Source organism: Streptomyces sp. NPDC088746, from assembly GCF_044751065.1.
Classification (GTDB): Bacteria; Actinomycetota; Actinomycetes; order Streptomycetales; family Streptomycetaceae; genus Streptomyces.
In genome coordinates this window covers 66364-82292 of record NZ_JBIVLA010000005.1, presented here as the reverse complement: position 1 = coordinate 82292, position 15929 = coordinate 66364, and the positions used below count along the sequence as shown (strand labels likewise).

The window sequence follows — 15929 nt, the reverse complement described above, 5'->3', positions numbered from 1 at the left end:
CGACATGTCGACGACCCGTCACCTCGTCAACCGCCGCCGCCGGCTCGCCACCGTCGCCGCCACCACCGCGCCGCCGCGTACGGCCGCGGCGCCGGGACCGGCGTCCGAAGCTCCCGGGACACCTGGCGCGGCGGAGCCACCGGAAGCGGCGGTCACGGCCGCCGCCGAAGCGCCCGAGGACGGGACCGGGACGGATGAGAAGGCCGCAGGCGACGGACCTCCGCGCAGACGCCTGCCCCGCCTGCGCATCAGGCTGCCCGCCGTCCTCTGCGCCGCGACGGTCCTCCTCGGCGCCTTCGCCGTCTGGTCGTTCACCTCGGCCGGCACGCTGCGCGACGAGCCGGGCCGGCAGAACGCGGCCCTCACCGACATCGGCGGGACCAGCGAGGTCAAGGGGCAGATCACCGAGGCCGTCGGCGCGGTCTTCTCCTACGACTACGCCTCGCCGTCCAAGTCCGACCAGGCCGCGCGGAAGCACCTGACCGGAAAGGCGGTCCAGCAGCACAAGGACATGCTGGCGGAGGTACGCGCGCAGGCGCCGAAGCAGAAACTCGTCCTCACCACGACCGTCACCCAGAGCGGCGTCGAACTGCTCGACGGCGACCGGGCCCGGCTGCTGGTCTTCGCCGACCAGAGCAACACCCGTACCGGCAAGGAGGAGGAGACGACGTACGCCGCCGCCATGTTCGCCGTGGACGCAGTCCGCCGCGGGGACACCTGGCGGATCGCGGCCATCGACACGTTCACGCGATGACCCAGGAGAGGGAGGACACATGAGGTTCGACGGAACCATGCGCCGCGGACTCGCCGGCACGGCCACCGCGGTCGCGGCGATGGCGGCGCTCACCGCGTCCCAGGCCCCGGGGCTCACGGGCGGCGGCGGAGCCGACGACATGAAGAACGTGGCGTCGGACGACGTGGTCTGGACCGAGGTGCCGAACGACGACAGCTACCACACCGAGCTGCCGCCTCTGGAGTCACCGGAGCCGCCGAAGAGCACCGACAGGAAGCCCCGCCCCGCCGTGGCGCAGTCCTGGGCCGAGGCGGGCATCCCCGCCACCGTCCTGGCCGCCTACCGCGACGCGCAGAGAGCGCTCGGCCGGAGCGACCCCGGCTGCCGTCTGTCCTGGCAGTTACTCGCGGCGATCGGCAAGGTGGAGTCCGGCCACGCGAGCGGGGGGCGGGTGGACGCCGCCGGCACCACCCTCACGCCGATTCTCGGCCCCGTCCTCAACGGCAGCGGCTTCGCGCACATCGCCGACACCGACGGCGGCGCGTACGACGGCGACACCCGGTACGACCGGGCCGTCGGGCCCATGCAGTTCATCCCGTCCACCTGGGCCCACTGGGGGCAGGACGGCAATGGCGACGGGCGCGAGGACCCCGGCAACATCGCCGACGCGGCGCTCGCCGCCGGCCACTACCTCTGCGCCGGGACCCGCGACCTGTCCGTACCGGCGGACCTGGACAGGGCGGTCCTCAGCTACAACCACTCGGACACCTACCTCCGTACGGTCCTGTCCTGGCTGGAGTTCTACCGCAAGGGCGTCCACCCCGTGGCCGACGGCAAGGGCGTGATCCCGAAGAGCCCCGGTGCGGGAGGTCCCCGAGCCCCCCGGAGCCCGGTCGGCGGGGGCGCTCCCGGCAAGGGCGGCGGCCTCGTCGTCGGCCCGCAGCCCACCCGCACACCGGCTCCGTCCACCTCCCCGGCCCCCACCCCGACGGACTCCGGCACCCCGGGCCCGAGCGGTTCGGCGACGCCCACGGAACCCGGCCCCGGCCCGACCGACAGCGGGCCCACGGATCCGACGACGACCCCTGACCCGACGACGACGCCGGACCCGACGTCCACGCCGGACCCCACCACGACACCGGACCCGACCACGTCCCCGGGCCCCGACCCGGGCACCACGGGCCCGGCCTGCCCCTCGCCCTCCACGGAGACCGGCGCCGACGCCCCCACGGACGCGCCCACCGACGAGCCCTGCCCCACGCCCACCGCATGACGGGTCAGCGGCCGTCGAGCACCTCGGACAGGTCGTACCGCACCACTTCCTCCAACTGCGCGTAGGTGCAGCCGGAGGGGGTGCGGTCCGGCCGCCACCGCCGGAACTGGGTGGTGTGGCGGAAGCGGTCACCCTCCATGTGGTCGTACGCCACCTCGCAGACCCGCTCCGGCGCCAGCGCCACCCAGGACAGGTCCTTCTTGCCGGACCAGCGGCTCGGCGCGCCCGGCAGCCGGGCCCCCTCGTGCGCCGCCGCCTCCGCCCAGGCCGCCCACGGATGCTCCGCGGGGTCGATGCGCAACGGTTCGAGCTCCTCCAGGAGTTCCGCGCGCCGCTTCATCGAGAAGGCCGCGCACACTCCCACGTGCTGGAGTGCGCCCCCGGCGTCGTACAGGCCGAGCAGCAGTGAGCCGACCACCGGGCCGCTCTTGTGGAAGCGGTAGCCCGCCACCACGCAGTCGGCGGTCCGCTCGTGCTTGATCTTGTACATGGTCCGGGCATCCGGCCGGTACGGCAGATCGAGCGGCTTGGCGATCACCCCGTCGAGCCCCGCTCCCTCGTACCGCTCGAACCACTCCTGGGCGAGGGCCGGGTCCGTGGTCGACGGGGCGAGATGGACGGGTGCCGAGGCGTCCGCGAGCGCCCCCTCCAGGACCCTCCGCCGTTCGGTCTGGGCGGTGGTGAGCAGGGACGTGTCGTCGAGGGCGAGGATGTCGAAGGCGACGAGACTCGCCGGGTTCTGCTCGGCCAGCATCCGCACCCGCGAATCGGCCGGATGGATGCGCTCGCTCAGCCGGTCGAAGTCCAGCCGCCCGTCGTACGGCAGGACGATCTCGCCGTCGATCACACACCGCGGCGGCAGATTCTCCCGCACGGCGGTGACCACCTCGGGGAAGTAGCGGGTGAGGGGCTTCCCCGTCCGGCTGCCGATCACCACCTCGTCGCCGTCCCGGTGCACGATCGCCCGGAATCCGTCCCACTTCGCCTCGTACTGCATACCGGGGGGAATCGCGGACACGGACTTGGCGAGCATCGGTTTCACGGGAGGCATCACCGGCAGGTCCATGGCCCCGATTCTCGCTCACCGCGCGGAGCACGTCTTCCGATATGCGGCATATGTGGGCCCGGCCTACGGTGTCCGACATGGGAGCAGGAGCAGCGGTGGAGCTGGACGTGGACGGACGGGCCGTACGGCTGTCCAATCCGGACAAGGTGTACTTCCCGGAGAAGGGCTACACCAAGAAGGACGTGGCCGGCTATTTCCAGGCCGTCGGGCCGGGGATCCTCCGTGCCCTGCGCGAGCGGCCGACCACCCTCCAGCGCTTCGTCGACGGGGTCGAGGGCGACTTCTTCTACCAGAAGCGGGCGCCGAAGAACCTCCCCGACTGGACCCCCACCGCCCGGATCGAATTCCCCAGCGGCCGGCACGCCGACGAGATGTGCCCCACCGAGCTGGGTGCCGTCCTCTGGGCGGTCAATCTCGGCACCCTCACCTTCCACCCCTGGCCCGTGCGCAGGGCGGACACCGACCACCCCGACGAGCTGCGCATCGACCTCGACCCGCAGCCCGGCACCGATTACGCCGACGCGGTGAGGGCCGCCCATGAACTGCGCTCGGTCCTGGAGGACCACGGGCTGCGCGGCTGGCCCAAGACCTCCGGCGGGCGGGGCATCCACGTCTTCGTCCCGCTGGTCCCGGAGTGGACGTTCACCCAGGTGAGGCGCTCCGCCATCGCGGTGGGACGGGAACTGGAGCGGAGGATGCCCGAGCGGGTGACCACCGCCTGGTGGAAGGAGGAGCGGGGCGAGCGGATCTTCGTCGACTACAACCAGACGGCCCGTGACCGCACCATCGCCTCGGCCTACTCCGTACGCCCCTTCCCGCACGCCCCGGTCTCCGCCCCGCTGCGCTGGGAGGAGATCGACGACGCCGAGCCCCGCGACTTCGACCTGCGCACCATGCCCGCCCGGTACGCCGAGGTGGGCGACCTGCACGCCGACATGGACGACCACGCCTTCCGCCTCGACCAGGTGCTGGAACTGGCGAGGCGGGACGAGCACGAGCACAAGCTCGGCGACCTGCCCTATCCGCCGGAGTACCCGAAGATGCCGGGTGAGCCGAAGCGGGTGCAGCCCAGCCGCGCCCGGCACGACGACCGCGGTGACGCGTGAGCGCCGAGGAGGGGGCCGAACCCCCGGCGCACGGCGCCCACGGCAGACCCCCGACCCGGGCCGAGAAGTGGGCATCGTACAAACAGTCTCCGTACGTCCCCGCCTTCGTGCTGCTCTTCATCCTCGCCGCGGCGGCCGGGCTCTTCGCCGGGTCGTACACCTACACGATGGCCGACCCGACGCCCCGCCGGATCCCCGCCGCGGTGGTCGGCGACGTCGAGGCCCGGGGCGGGAAGCAGTTCATCGCCGGGATGGAGAAGGCCCTCGACGCCTCCCTGCGGCTGCACCCGTACGCCACCCGGGCCGGGGCCCGCGAGGCCATGGAGGAGCAGAAGGTCTTCGTGACCCTGCGGCCGGGCGAGCGCGGAGTGGCCATGGACATCGCGGGAGCCGCCGGGGCCACGGTCGCCCAACTGCTCGCCGAGACGGGGGCGAAGGTCGCGAGGGCCACCGGGGTCCCGGTCACGATCACGGACGTCAAGCCGCTCCAGGAGGGCGACCCGCGCGGGCTGGCGCTCTTCTACATCTCGCTGGCCGCCGTCATCATCGGCTTCGTCGGAGCCATCCAGCTCAGCGTGCACGCCCGGGCGCTGAATCCCCTGGAGCGGATCGCCTTCACGGTCGCCTACTCCCTGCTCGGCGGCTTCGCGATCGCCGCGGTCGTGGACTGGCTGATCGGCGCGCTGGACCTGCCGTTCGTCGAGTCCTGGCTGATCCTGGCGTTCACGATGTTCACGTCGGGCATGGTCTTCACCATGTTCAACACCATCATGGGGCGCTGGGCGATGCTCCCCACCTGGGGGCTCATGGTGCTGCTGGGCAATCCGTCGTCCGGGGGAGCGGTGTCCTGGCCGCTGCTGCCCTCGGCGCTCGGCGAGATCGGGCGCTGGCTGCCGCCGGGTGCCTCGGTCAACGCCCAGCACACGGCGGTCTACTACCAGGGCCACCAGTACGCCGCCCCCTTCCTGGTTCTGGCCGCCTGGTCGCTGGTCTCCTGCACGGTCTTCTGGGTGTGGCGCCACCGGCACCCCGGAGGCCGTGGCCGCATGCCTGAGCATGCGGCCACGGCCTCGTGAGTGCGCCTCGCCCCTACAACTCCTGGATACGGATGTCGCGGTACGAGATCACGTCCGTGGTGCTGTGGACCTGGAGCCCGATGTATCCGGAGGCGTACCGCCGGCCGTCGGTGCCCGGGTCGTCGCCCCGCGGCGGCTCGAAGAGCTGCCCGCCGTTGTTGTCGAACTCGTTGATCAGGACACCGTTGCGGTAGACCGAGTAGTGCTGGTCCACCACCCGGATCTCGTAGTCGTTCCAGGTGCCCTTGGGAGTGACCCCGGCGCCGCCGAGACCGACCCGGTCGAACCCGTAGACGGACCCGGTCTTGTACATGTCGCCGTCGGGCCGGTCGTTGACCTGGATCTCATGGCCGTACTTGATGGCGACCCACTCCGGACGGGACTCCTCCGGGTGGTCGTGGACGTTCGGGAAGCGGACGAACACCCCGCCGTTGGCGTTGCCGCCCTCCGGGGCGTCGTCCCGCCACTGGAGCTTCAGCGAGAAGTCCCCGTACTGCCGGGAGGGGAACCAGAGCATCCCCATGCCGTCCACCGTGGTGGAGCTGGTGATCGAACCCTCCTCCTCGTTCAGTGCGAACTGTCCGCCGCCGACCTGCTCCCACTTGGCGAGCGACTCGGCCGTGCCGTCGAAGAGCTTGCGGTAGCCCTCGTCCTGGCCCGGCTTGCCGATGCCGGACTGCTTGGCCGCCCGGTAGATCTTCTTGTGCTCACGGGCGTCGACGACCCCGTCGGTGAGCAGCTTGTCCAGGACCTTGTCGACGTGCTTGAGGAAGAGCGCGTGCGAGGACCAGTCCTTCTCGTCCTCGATCAGCTCGTTGATCGTGCAGCGGTTGCCGGTGAGCCGGTTGGGAACACCGGTGTCGACCGTGCCGACGATGACGGTGCGCCGTTCGTCGAACTCCGGGCAGTTGGGTGCCGGGACACCGCCGCTCTGCGCGACGGTGAAGGAGCTCTGCTTCGCCTCCGAGGTGTTGCCGGCCTTGTCCGTCGCCCGGTGGGCGAACGTGTGGTGGCCGACGCGGTCGACGATGACGGGGGAGGAGTACGCGAGGTACGGGCCGCCGTCGAGGGAGTACTCGGCCTTGTCCACGCCCGAGTCGTCGTCGGTCGCGCTGAGGGTGACCTCGGCGCTCGTGATGAACGCGCCGTCCGAGTTCTTGTCGCCCGCCACGACCACGGAGGTCTCCGGCGGCGTCTTGTCCTGCGAGGGCGGCTCGACGACGGTGAAGTCGACGGACTTCTCCTCGGCCGCGTTGCCCGACTTGTCGGTGGCGCGGTAGCGGACCGTGTGGGCACCGACCTCGTGCACCATCACAGGTGCGGTGTACGGCTGCCAGGCGCCGTCCGCCCCGACGGCGTACTCGATGGTGTTGACCCCCGACCCGGTGTCGGACGCGGTCACGGTGACCGTGGCCATGCCGAGGTAGGCGCCCGCGTCGTCCTTCTCGCCCGAGACGGTCGCGGAGGTCTCCGGCGGCGTCTTGTCGTCCGTCGGCGGCGCGGCGACCGCGAAGTCGACGGACTTCTCCTCCGCCGCGTTGCCCGACTTGTCGGTGGCGCGGTAGCGGATGGTGTGGCTGCCCACCTCGTCCACCACGACGGGGGCGGTGTACGGCTGCCAGGCGCCGTCCGCCCCGACCGCGTACTCGACGGTGTCGACGCCCGATCCCGCGTCGGTCGCCGCCACGGTGACGGTGGCCTGGCCGATGTACGCGCCGTCCGCGTTCTTGTCGCCGTCCACCGTCGCCGAGGTCTCGGGTGCGGTGGTGTCGTCACCACCGCCGCCGTCCTCGGTCACCGTGAGGATGCCCTGCATCGACCCGTGGCCGGGGATCGTGCAGTGGTAGAAGTAGCGGCCGGGCGTGAGGGTGACCTCGACGCTGTGCTTGCCGCCCTCGCTGTCACTGGGGTTGGCCAGGATGTTGACCGCGACGTCGTCGTTGAACTCCGGGTCCGACACGCTGAATGTCAGCGTGTGCGGCATGCCCGTCGTGTTGCCCGTGGCCGCACTGTTCTCGAAGACGATGGTCGCGGCACCGGCCACCGCGGTCTTGGGCGCCGTCAGATAGTGGTCGATGGGGTCGCCGGCGGTCCAGGTGAGGACCTGGTCGGCCGCGGCCGCCGCCCGGTTGTCGTCCCGTCCGTACGCGGCGGTCGAAGCCAGCCCGAGGACCATCAGGAACGAACCGAGCAGGGCGAGCCACCACCGGGCGGGCCCGTACCGCCGTCGCGCGAGGAGTGAAGGGTGTCTCACTGCGCTGCCGCCTTCCTGGCCAGGTCTGCGGCGGCCGGGGTCGGACCGCCGCCCTTGTACGTCACGCGCCACAGCGCGGACTTGGAGTCGGAGGTGAAGAAGCCGCGCCCGTAGTCCAGGACGTAGAGCGAGCCGTCCGGGGCGAACTTCCAGTCCATGAGGTTGCGGATGCCGTCGGCACCGACCGGAATGATCTTCTTCAGGGACTCGGCGTGCGTGGGCAGGCCGCCCTTGCCGACCGTCTTCGGGTCGGTCAGCACCGCGTGACGCGGCTGGGTGTCGTCGTAGAAGTCACCGACGAACCACTTCCCGTCCCAGTACGAGGGCCACTTGGCCTCGCTGGTGCTCGACGCGTCGTAGCGGTAGACCGGGCCGTTCATCGTGGCCTGGCCGCCGCCCTTGAGCCAGGGCAGGAGCTCCTTCTGGTCCTCCACCTTGTAGCTCGGGATGCCGTTCTCGTCGCGCGGGTAGTCGACGCCGCCGCCCTGGGGGGAGTACCAGATGGTGTTTCCGGTCACCGGCGGCAGGTTGACCAGGCCGTCGTTGTTCGGCGACTCGTTCTTCGGCGCGTCGCAGTCGTACCAGTCCAGCGGCTTGGTGGGATCGGGCAGGTTGCGGTCCCGGTAGGGCTGCTTGTTGCCCATGCAGTACGGCCAGCCGTGGTTGCCGGCCTTGGTGATCGCCGCGAACGTGTCGTACTTGGCGGGGCCCCAGGTCGTGCTCGGCGCTCCCGCGTCGGGGCCGACCCAGCCCGCGTACAGCGTGTCGGTCGACTTGTCGATGGAGATGCGGGCGGGGTTGCGGACACCCATCACGTAGATCTCGCCACGGGTCTTGCCGCCGCCCTCGTCCGGCTCCTTGCCCGTGAAGAGATTGCCCTCGGGCAGGGTGTAGGTACCGTCGTCCTCGGGGTGGATCCGCAGGATCTTCCCGTTGAGGTTGTTGGTGTTGCCCGCGGTGCGCCGGGCGTCGGCGAAGGACACGCCCTTGTAGTTCGGCTGCGGGTTGTTGCCGGAGTAACCGTCGCTGAACTGGGAGGAGTTGTTGTCACCGGTCGCGATGTACAGGTTCTCCTCGGAGTCCCAGGCCATCCCGCCGCCCGCGTGGCAGCAGCTGTGGATCTGGACCGGCCAGTGCAGGAGCACCTTCTCGGACGCCAGGTCCAGCTTGTTCGTGGCGTGGTCGAAGGTGAAGCGCGAGACCTGGCGCACCGCCATCTGCTTGTCGCGGTCGATCTTCGCGTGCGGGGTGTAGTGCAGATACACCCAGCCGTTGGTGGCGAAGTCCGGGTCGAGCTCGATCCCGAGCAGGCCCTCCTCCACCTTGACCAGCTCGTCGCCGCCGCCCTTGTTGCCGAAGACGCTCAGCTTGCCGGCGAGGGTGACCTTCTTGGTGGCGGGGTCGTAGACGTGGATCTCGCCCTCGCCCTTGCCGACGTTCGGGTCGTTCCAGTCGGTGACCACCGGCACGCTGCTGTCCGCACCGCCCCGCCCGATGTAGAAGATCCGCCCGTCCTTCGCGGTCACGAGGCCGTGCGGTTCGCCGATCTGGTCGTTCCGGCCGGGCTGATTGGGCTGGGTGAGCCGCTCGGCCGTGTAGTTGGAGTCGATCGTGGCCTTGCAGTCGGCCTGCGACAGACGGCTCGTCCAGGCGAGCGCGCCGCGCAGGTGATCGCGGAAGTCGGTCTCGGCGAAGCTCGCCGCCGTACCGCCCATGGCGGTGTAGAAGGAGCGTCCGCCGTCGTAGTCCCGGCACCAGGAGACCGGGTGGTCCCACCCGTTGGCGCTCTTGCCCGGGGTGTAGGTGAGCTCACGGACGCGGGCCACGGTGTGCACGTCGCCGGACGGGTTGTCCTTCCAGTTCAGCCACTTGTCCGGGCGCTTCCACTCCAGCGGGAGGTTCTTCGTCGCCGGGTGCTGCCGGTCGCCGATCTCCACGGTGGCCCGCTGGACGCCTGTCGGGCTGTCCGCTGCCGGGCGGGCGCCGACCAGACCGGTGAACCAGTCGGAGTACGGTTCGGTGCGCGCCGCGTCATGGATGCCGAGGAAGCCGCCACCGGCCTCCATGTACGCCTCCAGGCCAGCCTCCTGCTCCGGGTCCAGCACATCGCCGCCGCCGGTCAGGAAGACGACCGCGTTGTACCTGCCGAGCTTCCTGCCGTTGGTGAAGACCCCGGCGTCGTCGGTGGCGACGGTCTTGAAGCGCCCGGCCTCAGGACCGCTGAGCCCGATCTTCTCGATGGCCGCGATGCCCGCGTCCACGGTCGGCGACTCCTCGCCGGCCGAGGCGTGGAACACCAGTACCTTGACGTCGGCCCCACCGGGCGGCGTGGGAAGGGACAACGTTGTCGCCATCCGTTCCTTCAGCCCGGGGTCCGGATAAGGGCTGGCAGTGGCCGCGTTGCCGCCGAGCAGGGACGCGGTCAGGGCACCTGCCGCCACGGCCGCCGCGATTCCGCGGCGCGATCTGGACCTGTGATGTGGTGTGCGCTGCATGTGGTCACCCACCCCTCTTGGTCACTTCTCTGGTCACTTCTTCGTCACCGCACCTCTGTGGTCACTGCGACAGCGCACGAAGCTAGACCTCTTTTCGTGGCTCGCCAATAGGTATGGCAGCAATCGAACGAACTTTGTCCTGAGTGTGGATAAACCACCGGCCCACGGCTACCGTGTGGGCCGTCCAGGGGAGCAGCGCGTCAGTTTCCGTCTCGCAGTGGGGAGTTCGACATGGACCGAAGGACCTTCAACCGCCGGATGCTGGTGGGCGGCGGGGTGGCGGCGGCCACCGGCGTGACATCGATGTCACTCGGCGCCGTGCAGGCCACCTCCGCGGAGAACCCCGCGAAGACGGCCCCCGCGGGCGGCGTCGTCCGCCATCTCAAGCTGTACGCGGAGAAACTGGCGGACGGTCAGCTCGGCTACGGCTTCGAGAAGGGCAAGGCGTCGATCCCCGGACCGCTCATCGAGATCACCGAGGGCGACACGCTGCACATCGAGTTCGAGAACACCACGGACGTCGACGCCAGCCTCCATGTGCACGGCGTCGACTACGACATCGCGAGCGACGGCACCCGGATGAACCGCAGCCACGTCGAACCCGGCGGCACCCGGACGTACACCTGGCGCACCCACGCCCCAGGCCGCCGCAAGGACGGCACCTGGCAGGCGGGGAGCGCCGGTTACTGGCACTACCACGACCACGTGGTCGGCACGGACCACGGCACGGGCGGCATCCGCAAGGGGCTGTACGGGCCACTCGTCGTACGCCGCAAGGGAGATGTGCTGCCGGACAAGACGATCACGATCGTCTTCAACGACATGACCATCAACAACAAGGCGGCCCACGAGAGCCCGAACTTCGAGGCCACCGTGGGCGACCGGGTCGAAGTCGTGATGATCACGCACGGCGAGTACTACCACACGTTCCACATCCACGGGCACCGCTGGGCGGACAACAGGACGGGGCTGCTCACCGGCCCCGACGACCCCAGCCGCGTGGTCGACACGAAGATCTGCGGACCGGCGGACTCCTTCGGTTTCCAGATCATCGCGGGCGAACACGTGGGAGCCGGCGCCTGGATGTACCACTGCCACGTCCAGAGCCACTCCGACATGGGGATGGCCGGCCTGCTGCTCGTCGCCAAGGCGGACGGCACGGTGCCGGGCTACGACCCGCCGCACCACGCGGCAGGCGCGGCCGAGGAACACGCACACTGAGACCGGCCGGCGCACGGGGGCGGCCGGCCCGGGTCAGGTCCCGGCCGCCATCCGCTGCTGCTCCTCCTCGACGATGCGCCGGGCGAGGGCCCCGTCCGACACGTCGACGGCGTCGGGCGTCGCCTCGGCGAGATCGCTGCGCCGCGCGTACGCGTCGAAGAGCCGGTCCTTGCGCGCCAGGATGTCCAGCATCCGCTGGTCCACGCTGTCCGCCGCGAGGAGCCGGTGGACCCGCACGGTCCGTATCTGCCCCATGCGGTGAGCCCTGGCCACCGCCTGGTGCTCCATCGTCGGCTTGATCTGCGGCTCGCACAGGATGACCACCGACGCGGCCTGGATGTTGAGCCCGACGCCACCGGCCTGTATCTGGCTCAGCAGCACGGCGTGACCGTCCACCGCGCCGAAGTGGTCGACGAGTTCCTGCCGGCGAGCCGCCGGGAGGCTGCCGGAGACCGGACCGAACACCCCGTCGCCCAAGGCGTCCCGGACGGTCCGGAGCACCTCACGGAAGTACGAGAAGACCACGACCTTCAGCCCGTTGGCCTCCGCCTCCGCGACCAGCTCGCGCAGCCGGTTCAGCTTCGCCGAGGTCTCGGGGCGGGCGTACGCGGCGCGGCGCATCCGCATGAAGTGCCCCGAGCCGACCGCCTCGCGGTACGCCTCCAGGTCGGCGGGGGAGAACTCCTCCCACTCGTCGGCCTGCACCAGCGCCGGGAGTTCGCTCAGCACGTCGTCCTGGTTCCGGCGCAGATAGGCGGGTGCGACGGCCCTGCGGAACGCGTGCGAGCCGGCGACGCCGTGTGTGGAGGTGACCAGCGGTGCCAGCTCGGGCCGCAGCTGCCGCACCAGGCTCCGGAACTCCTCGACCCGGTTCTCCATCGGGGTGCCGGTCAGGAAGAGCACCCTCTCGGCGTGCCGCGTCCAGCCGCCCACGGCCCGGGAGCGGCGGGTCTCGGCGTTCTTCACGAAATGGGCCTCGTCCACCACCACCATGCCCGGCCTGACCCCGGACTCCGGGCCTTCCGGCAGGGTGGACAGCGCGTCGAAGGTGGTCAGGGCGACCCCGCCCCGCTCGCACCACTCGCCGAACGCCCCCTGCCGCTCGGGGCCGTGCACCTGCACGGCCCGCAGGGTGGAGCGGGCGGTGACCTCCCGCCGCCAGTTGATCAGGACGCTCGCCGGGCACACCACCAGGAAGTGCTTCTCGCCCCCGGCCGCGAGATGAGCCAGCGCGGCGATGGCCTGCACGGTCTTGCCGAGCCCCATCTCGTCGCCCAGGATCACCCGCTTCTGGGCCAGCGCGAAGCGCGCTCCGAAGGACTGGTAACCGCGCAACGAGACCCGCAGGCACGTGTCGTCGAGCCGCAGCCCGCGGACCCGGTCCGCGATCCCGGCGGGCAGGAACCCCTCGGCCGCGTCCCGGTCCGGTCCGCTGCCGGACAGCTCGGCGAGCAGGCTGTAGTACTCGGCCGAGCGCAGCTCGAAATCGACCCAGGCCTCCGCCTCCGACGCGGGACCGCGCAGCAGATCGACCGAGACCTGCCCGAACAGGGTGCGCAGTCCGCGCGCGTCCGCGTCCCGCACCACCGCCCGTACGGAGGCGACGGCGGCCGGGACCCGGGCGCCGGCGGCCCGTCCCGAGAACAGCATCCGCAGCCGGCTCCGGGCCGGCGCCGCCGCCACGAGCAGCGGTTCCAGCTCCGCGGACAGACGGCGGGCGGCGTCGACCGCCCGGCGCACGTCGGGGCCGCCCTCCACCAGCCGGTGAAGGGCGACGAGCAGCGCGTTCGTCGCCGCGTCCGACGCGTCCATGTCCATCCGTACGGCGACGGTGTCCCGGACCGCGTGGGCGATCTGCCGCGCGGCGGCCAGCGCCTGGTCCGCCGTCTGCGCGCCGACACCGGGGATCTGGCGGAGCTCGTAACGCCCTGCTCCATGGACCCGGCCGACCGTCCTGTACCCGGCCTGTTCCAGCGCGCCGAGCCGCAGCCGGCCCTCCGTGACGTCCGCCAGCCTGGAGGCGGGGATGGCGGCCAGTTCGAGGGCGACCAGGGCGTCCAGCAGGGGGGTGAGCGCGGCGTGCGCGGCCTCGACGGCGCGGCGGTGGTCGTCCAGCACGGCGAGGGCCGTTCCGGCGAGCGTCCGGGCCTCGTCGAGCAGCTCACGTGCGGCTCTGCCCGTCGGCGTCCGGCCCGCCGGCGTTCTTCCCGTCATGTACGTCCTTCTGTCCCCGTGGCCCCTCCGTGACCGGCGGCGGCCGTGCCTCCCCGGGCGCCTCCCATCGTGCCACGGGCGCGGGTCGGCGCCGTGCTCACCGGGCGGTCGCCCTGCGCTCCGCCGGCCCGCCGGGGCTGCGGGTGTCGGTGGCCGGTGCAAGACTCGGAGGGTCAGGACGTCTGGCGCGAGGAAGACGCGTGAGACACGGACCCCGCCCGAGGAGCACACCATGCTCGACCCGGCCTTCGTAACCGGCGCCCCCAACTGGATCGACCTCGGGACCCCCGACCTCGCCGTGGCCACCGCCTTCTACAACGGCCTCTTCGGCTGGGACATGGTGGCGGGCGGCCCCGAGACCGGCGGGTACGGGATGTACCAGCTGCGGGGGAAGACCGTCGCCGGTGTGATGACCGTGCCGGAGGACCAGGGGAAGCCCGCCTGGTCGGTGTACTTCCAGACCCCCGACGCCGACGCCACCGCGAGGACGGTCGAGCAGGCCGGGGGCACCGCCGCGTTTCCTCCGATGGACGTGCTCGACTACGGGCGCATGGGCGGCTTCACGGACAGCACCGGGGCGTACTTCGGCGTCTGGCAGCCCGGGACGAACACCGGCCTGGGCATGATCATGGAGCCGGGTGCGCTGATCTGGTCCGAGCTGTACACCCCGGACGTCCCCGCGGCGGCCGCGTTCTTCCACACCGTCTTCGGCTGGCAGACCGACGAGATGTCGTACCCCAGCGGTACCTACACCATGATCCAGCCCGCCGGTGACAAGAGCGGCGACTCCTCCTTCGGAGGGATCGTGCCCCTCGACGCGGTGCCCGCCCAGGCCGAGGCGGGGCCGCACTGGCTGCCGTACTTCGCCGTGGACGACACCGACGCCACGGTGGCCGGCGTGGAACGGCTCGGCGGCCGGGTCACGATGCCGGCCACGGACGTGCCGCAGGTCGGACGGATCGCCACCTTCGCCGACCCCGCGGGTGCGGCGTTCGCGGTGATCAAGCCCGCACCCATGGAGTAGGGCGGACCGGGCCGGAGAGGCAGTGGGCCCCGGACCGGCCTGCCGTTGAACAATCGTTGATCACTTGTTTATCGCGACCCGGCACCGTATGGCGCATGCCGATCAACACCATGACCGCCTCCGACGAGCTCACCTGGCAGGAGACCGCGCTGTGCGCGCAGGCCGGGCCCGAGTTCTTCTTCCCGGCGCCGGGCAGCTCGACCCGCGAGGCCAAGCAGCTGTGCAACGCCTGCGAGGGCCGGGTGGCCTGCCTGGAGTACGCACTCGCCCACGACGAGCGCTTCGGCGTCTGGGGAGGACTCTCCGAGAAGGAGCGGGACCGGCTGCGCAGAGGCCGGTCCGAGCGCGGCTGAACACCGGGGGTGAGAGACCTTCCCCCTCACGGGATCCGGAAGGTCTCGCCGTACACCTGCCACACCAGCGGCTTCTCCAGTCCGAGATTTCCCTCGCGGAGGAAAAGCCGCTGCGCCGTGTCGATCCGGGTCGTGTCGCGCTGCACCTTACGGGCCTTGATCGCCGACCGGCTCTCGTCGAGGAAGGCGTTCAGATACGCCGTCTCGTCGCCGCCCTCCGCGGCCGTGTCCGTCGAGGCCATCGCGGCGTCGCGGATGCCGTAGAAGCCGTCCGCCTCGACACCGGGCCCGTGCAGGACCATCGCGTCGTAATAGATGAACTGCCCCAGGGTGCCGAGGCCGTCCATCTTCGCCAGACGGACCGCCGGCTCGAAGTACAGCCTGTCGCGCGTCGCGTCCTGGGCCTTCCGGAACGCGGGGTCCTCCGCGGCCCTGTGCCAGGCGCCGGTGAAGCCCGGATCCAGGCCCTCGTGCGAATCGGTGCCGTCCACCGCGCGCAGGGCGGGGAGGTACGCGGCCAGCGGGTTGTCCGGATACTCCTCGGTGTACGCCTCGACCAGTTGCAGCATGTCGTTGGTGCCGGAGCAGAAACCGATGATACCGGCGGTGTAGCCGGTGCCGTCGCCGACGTCCTCGATCGCCCCGTACTGGCTGCGCCAGTCAAGGGTGGACGCCTCCGCGCTGGCGACCAGCCGGGACGCGGTCTCCTTCATCGCCGGGGCGGCGAGGCCGGGCGGCAGGGCGTCGGTCTCGTCGGCGTGCTCGTCGGCCTGCTCGGCCGCGGCCGGCGCCGCCGTGCCGGTCTTCTCGGGCGCCTGCCGGGCGACGGCGGGCGGCTCCGAGTCGCCACCGCTGAACAGGATCGAAGCGGCGATGGCGATCGGTGCGCCGAAAAGAACAAGACGCGTCACTGGTTTCACCCGGCACAGAGTACGTTCCGTAAAGCTGTGGGGACAGTCTGGATGTGCTGTGGGGGCGGGGTGAACGCACAGCGGCGGCGCACGGGTGACGCGGGCGCCCCCGCAGTGCCGCGGGACCCGGGAGCGGAAGCCGCGCCCCGCCGGGCGGGCCTAACGAGCCGATCAGCCCAGGGCCGCCCCGGCGGCCAGGCCGG

At 71.3% G+C, this 15929-nt stretch carries 12 protein-coding genes; 7 read left to right on the top strand and 5 right to left on the bottom strand.

All coding sequences use genetic code 11. From position 1 onward, the window contains the following. Positions 1-4: 4 nt before the first annotated feature. Positions 5-754 (top strand): hypothetical protein, encoded by a 750-nt coding sequence (locus ACIP63_RS22790; RefSeq protein WP_401518460.1) that lies wholly within the window; start codon positions 5-7, stop codon positions 752-754. A gap of 19 nt (positions 755-773) precedes the next feature. Beyond that, complete coding sequence (locus ACIP63_RS22785) at positions 774-2006, top strand: lytic murein transglycosylase (protein ID WP_401518457.1); 1233 nt, start codon at positions 774-776, stop codon at positions 2004-2006. 4 nt (positions 2007-2010) lie between these two features. Here the strand turns inward: ACIP63_RS22785 and ACIP63_RS22780 are convergent, their stop codons facing one another. Next, on the bottom strand, positions 2011-3072 hold the full coding sequence (locus ACIP63_RS22780) for an ATP-dependent DNA ligase (RefSeq protein ID WP_401518454.1): 1062 nt from the start codon (positions 3070-3072) through the stop codon (positions 2011-2013). A 95-nt stretch (positions 3073-3167) separates the two neighbouring features. On the opposite strand from ACIP63_RS22780, the gene ligD reads away from it, so the two are divergent. Both ligD and ACIP63_RS22770 read left to right on the top strand, forming a co-directional pair. Beyond that, complete coding sequence (gene ligD, locus ACIP63_RS22775; RefSeq protein WP_401519539.1) at positions 3168-4178, top strand: non-homologous end-joining DNA ligase; 1011 nt, start codon at positions 3168-3170, stop codon at positions 4176-4178. Beyond that, complete coding sequence (locus ACIP63_RS22770) at positions 4175-5254, top strand: ABC transporter permease (protein WP_401518451.1); 1080 nt, start codon at positions 4175-4177, stop codon at positions 5252-5254. Before ligD ends, ACIP63_RS22770 begins: the two co-directional genes overlap by 4 nt. Before the next feature lie 13 nt (positions 5255-5267). Here the strand turns inward: ACIP63_RS22770 and ACIP63_RS22765 are convergent, their stop codons facing one another. Further along, positions 5268-7508: an OmpL47-type beta-barrel domain-containing protein gene (locus ACIP63_RS22765; RefSeq protein ID WP_401518448.1), complete on the bottom strand. Its 2241-nt coding sequence runs from the start codon at positions 7506-7508 to the stop codon at positions 5268-5270. Further along, positions 7505-9949, bottom strand: a complete 2445-nt coding sequence (locus ACIP63_RS22760) for a ThuA domain-containing protein (protein WP_401518445.1) — start codon at positions 9947-9949, stop codon at positions 7505-7507. The genes ACIP63_RS22765 and ACIP63_RS22760 overlap by 4 nt, the downstream gene beginning before the upstream one ends. A 285-nt stretch (positions 9950-10234) precedes the next feature. On the opposite strand from ACIP63_RS22760, the gene ACIP63_RS22755 reads away from it, so the two are divergent. After that, complete coding sequence (locus tag ACIP63_RS22755) at positions 10235-11224, top strand: multicopper oxidase domain-containing protein (RefSeq protein WP_362937244.1); 990 nt, start codon at positions 10235-10237, stop codon at positions 11222-11224. Positions 11225-11257: 33 nt separating this feature from the next. Here the strand turns inward: ACIP63_RS22755 and ACIP63_RS22750 are convergent, their stop codons facing one another. Then, the gene (locus ACIP63_RS22750) at positions 11258-13438 is read right to left on the bottom strand and encodes a DEAD/DEAH box helicase (protein ID WP_401518443.1); all 2181 of its coding nucleotides are present in this window, start codon (positions 13436-13438) and stop codon (positions 11258-11260) included. Between the two features lie 232 nt (positions 13439-13670). On the opposite strand from ACIP63_RS22750, the gene ACIP63_RS22745 reads away from it, so the two are divergent. Both ACIP63_RS22745 and ACIP63_RS22740 read left to right on the top strand, forming a co-directional pair. Next, on the top strand, positions 13671-14462 hold the full coding sequence (locus ACIP63_RS22745) for a VOC family protein (RefSeq protein WP_401518441.1): 792 nt from the start codon (positions 13671-13673) through the stop codon (positions 14460-14462). A gap of 95 nt (positions 14463-14557) precedes the next feature. Next, entirely contained in the window at positions 14558-14815 is a 258-nt protein-coding gene (locus ACIP63_RS22740) for a WhiB family transcriptional regulator (protein ID WP_401518438.1), read from the top strand. A gap of 26 nt (positions 14816-14841) precedes the next feature. Here the strand turns inward: ACIP63_RS22740 and ACIP63_RS22735 are convergent, their stop codons facing one another. Next, on the bottom strand, positions 14842-15726 hold the full coding sequence (locus ACIP63_RS22735; protein ID WP_401519536.1) for a chitosanase: 885 nt from the start codon (positions 15724-15726) through the stop codon (positions 14842-14844). Positions 15727-15929 lie beyond the last annotated feature (203 nt).

Bases quoted from the DNA above. Each gene is read 5' to 3' on its own strand.
- ACIP63_RS22790 (WP_401518460.1), top strand. From the start codon at position 5: ATGTCGACGACCCGTCACCTCGTCAACCGCCGCCGCCGGCTCGCCACC.
- ACIP63_RS22785 (WP_401518457.1), top strand. From the start codon at position 774: ATGAGGTTCGACGGAACCATGCGCCGCGGACTCGCCGGCACGGCCACC.
- ACIP63_RS22780 (WP_401518454.1), bottom strand. From the start codon at position 3,072: ATGGACCTGCCGGTGATGCCTCCCGTGAAACCGATGCTCGCCAAGTCC.
- ACIP63_RS22755 (WP_362937244.1), top strand. From the start codon at position 10,235: ATGGACCGAAGGACCTTCAACCGCCGGATGCTGGTGGGCGGCGGGGTG.
- ACIP63_RS22750 (WP_401518443.1), bottom strand. From the start codon at position 13,438: ATGACGGGAAGAACGCCGGCGGGCCGGACGCCGACGGGCAGAGCCGCA.
- ACIP63_RS22745 (WP_401518441.1), top strand. From the start codon at position 13,671: ATGCTCGACCCGGCCTTCGTAACCGGCGCCCCCAACTGGATCGACCTC.
- ACIP63_RS22740 (WP_401518438.1), top strand. From the start codon at position 14,558: ATGCCGATCAACACCATGACCGCCTCCGACGAGCTCACCTGGCAGGAG.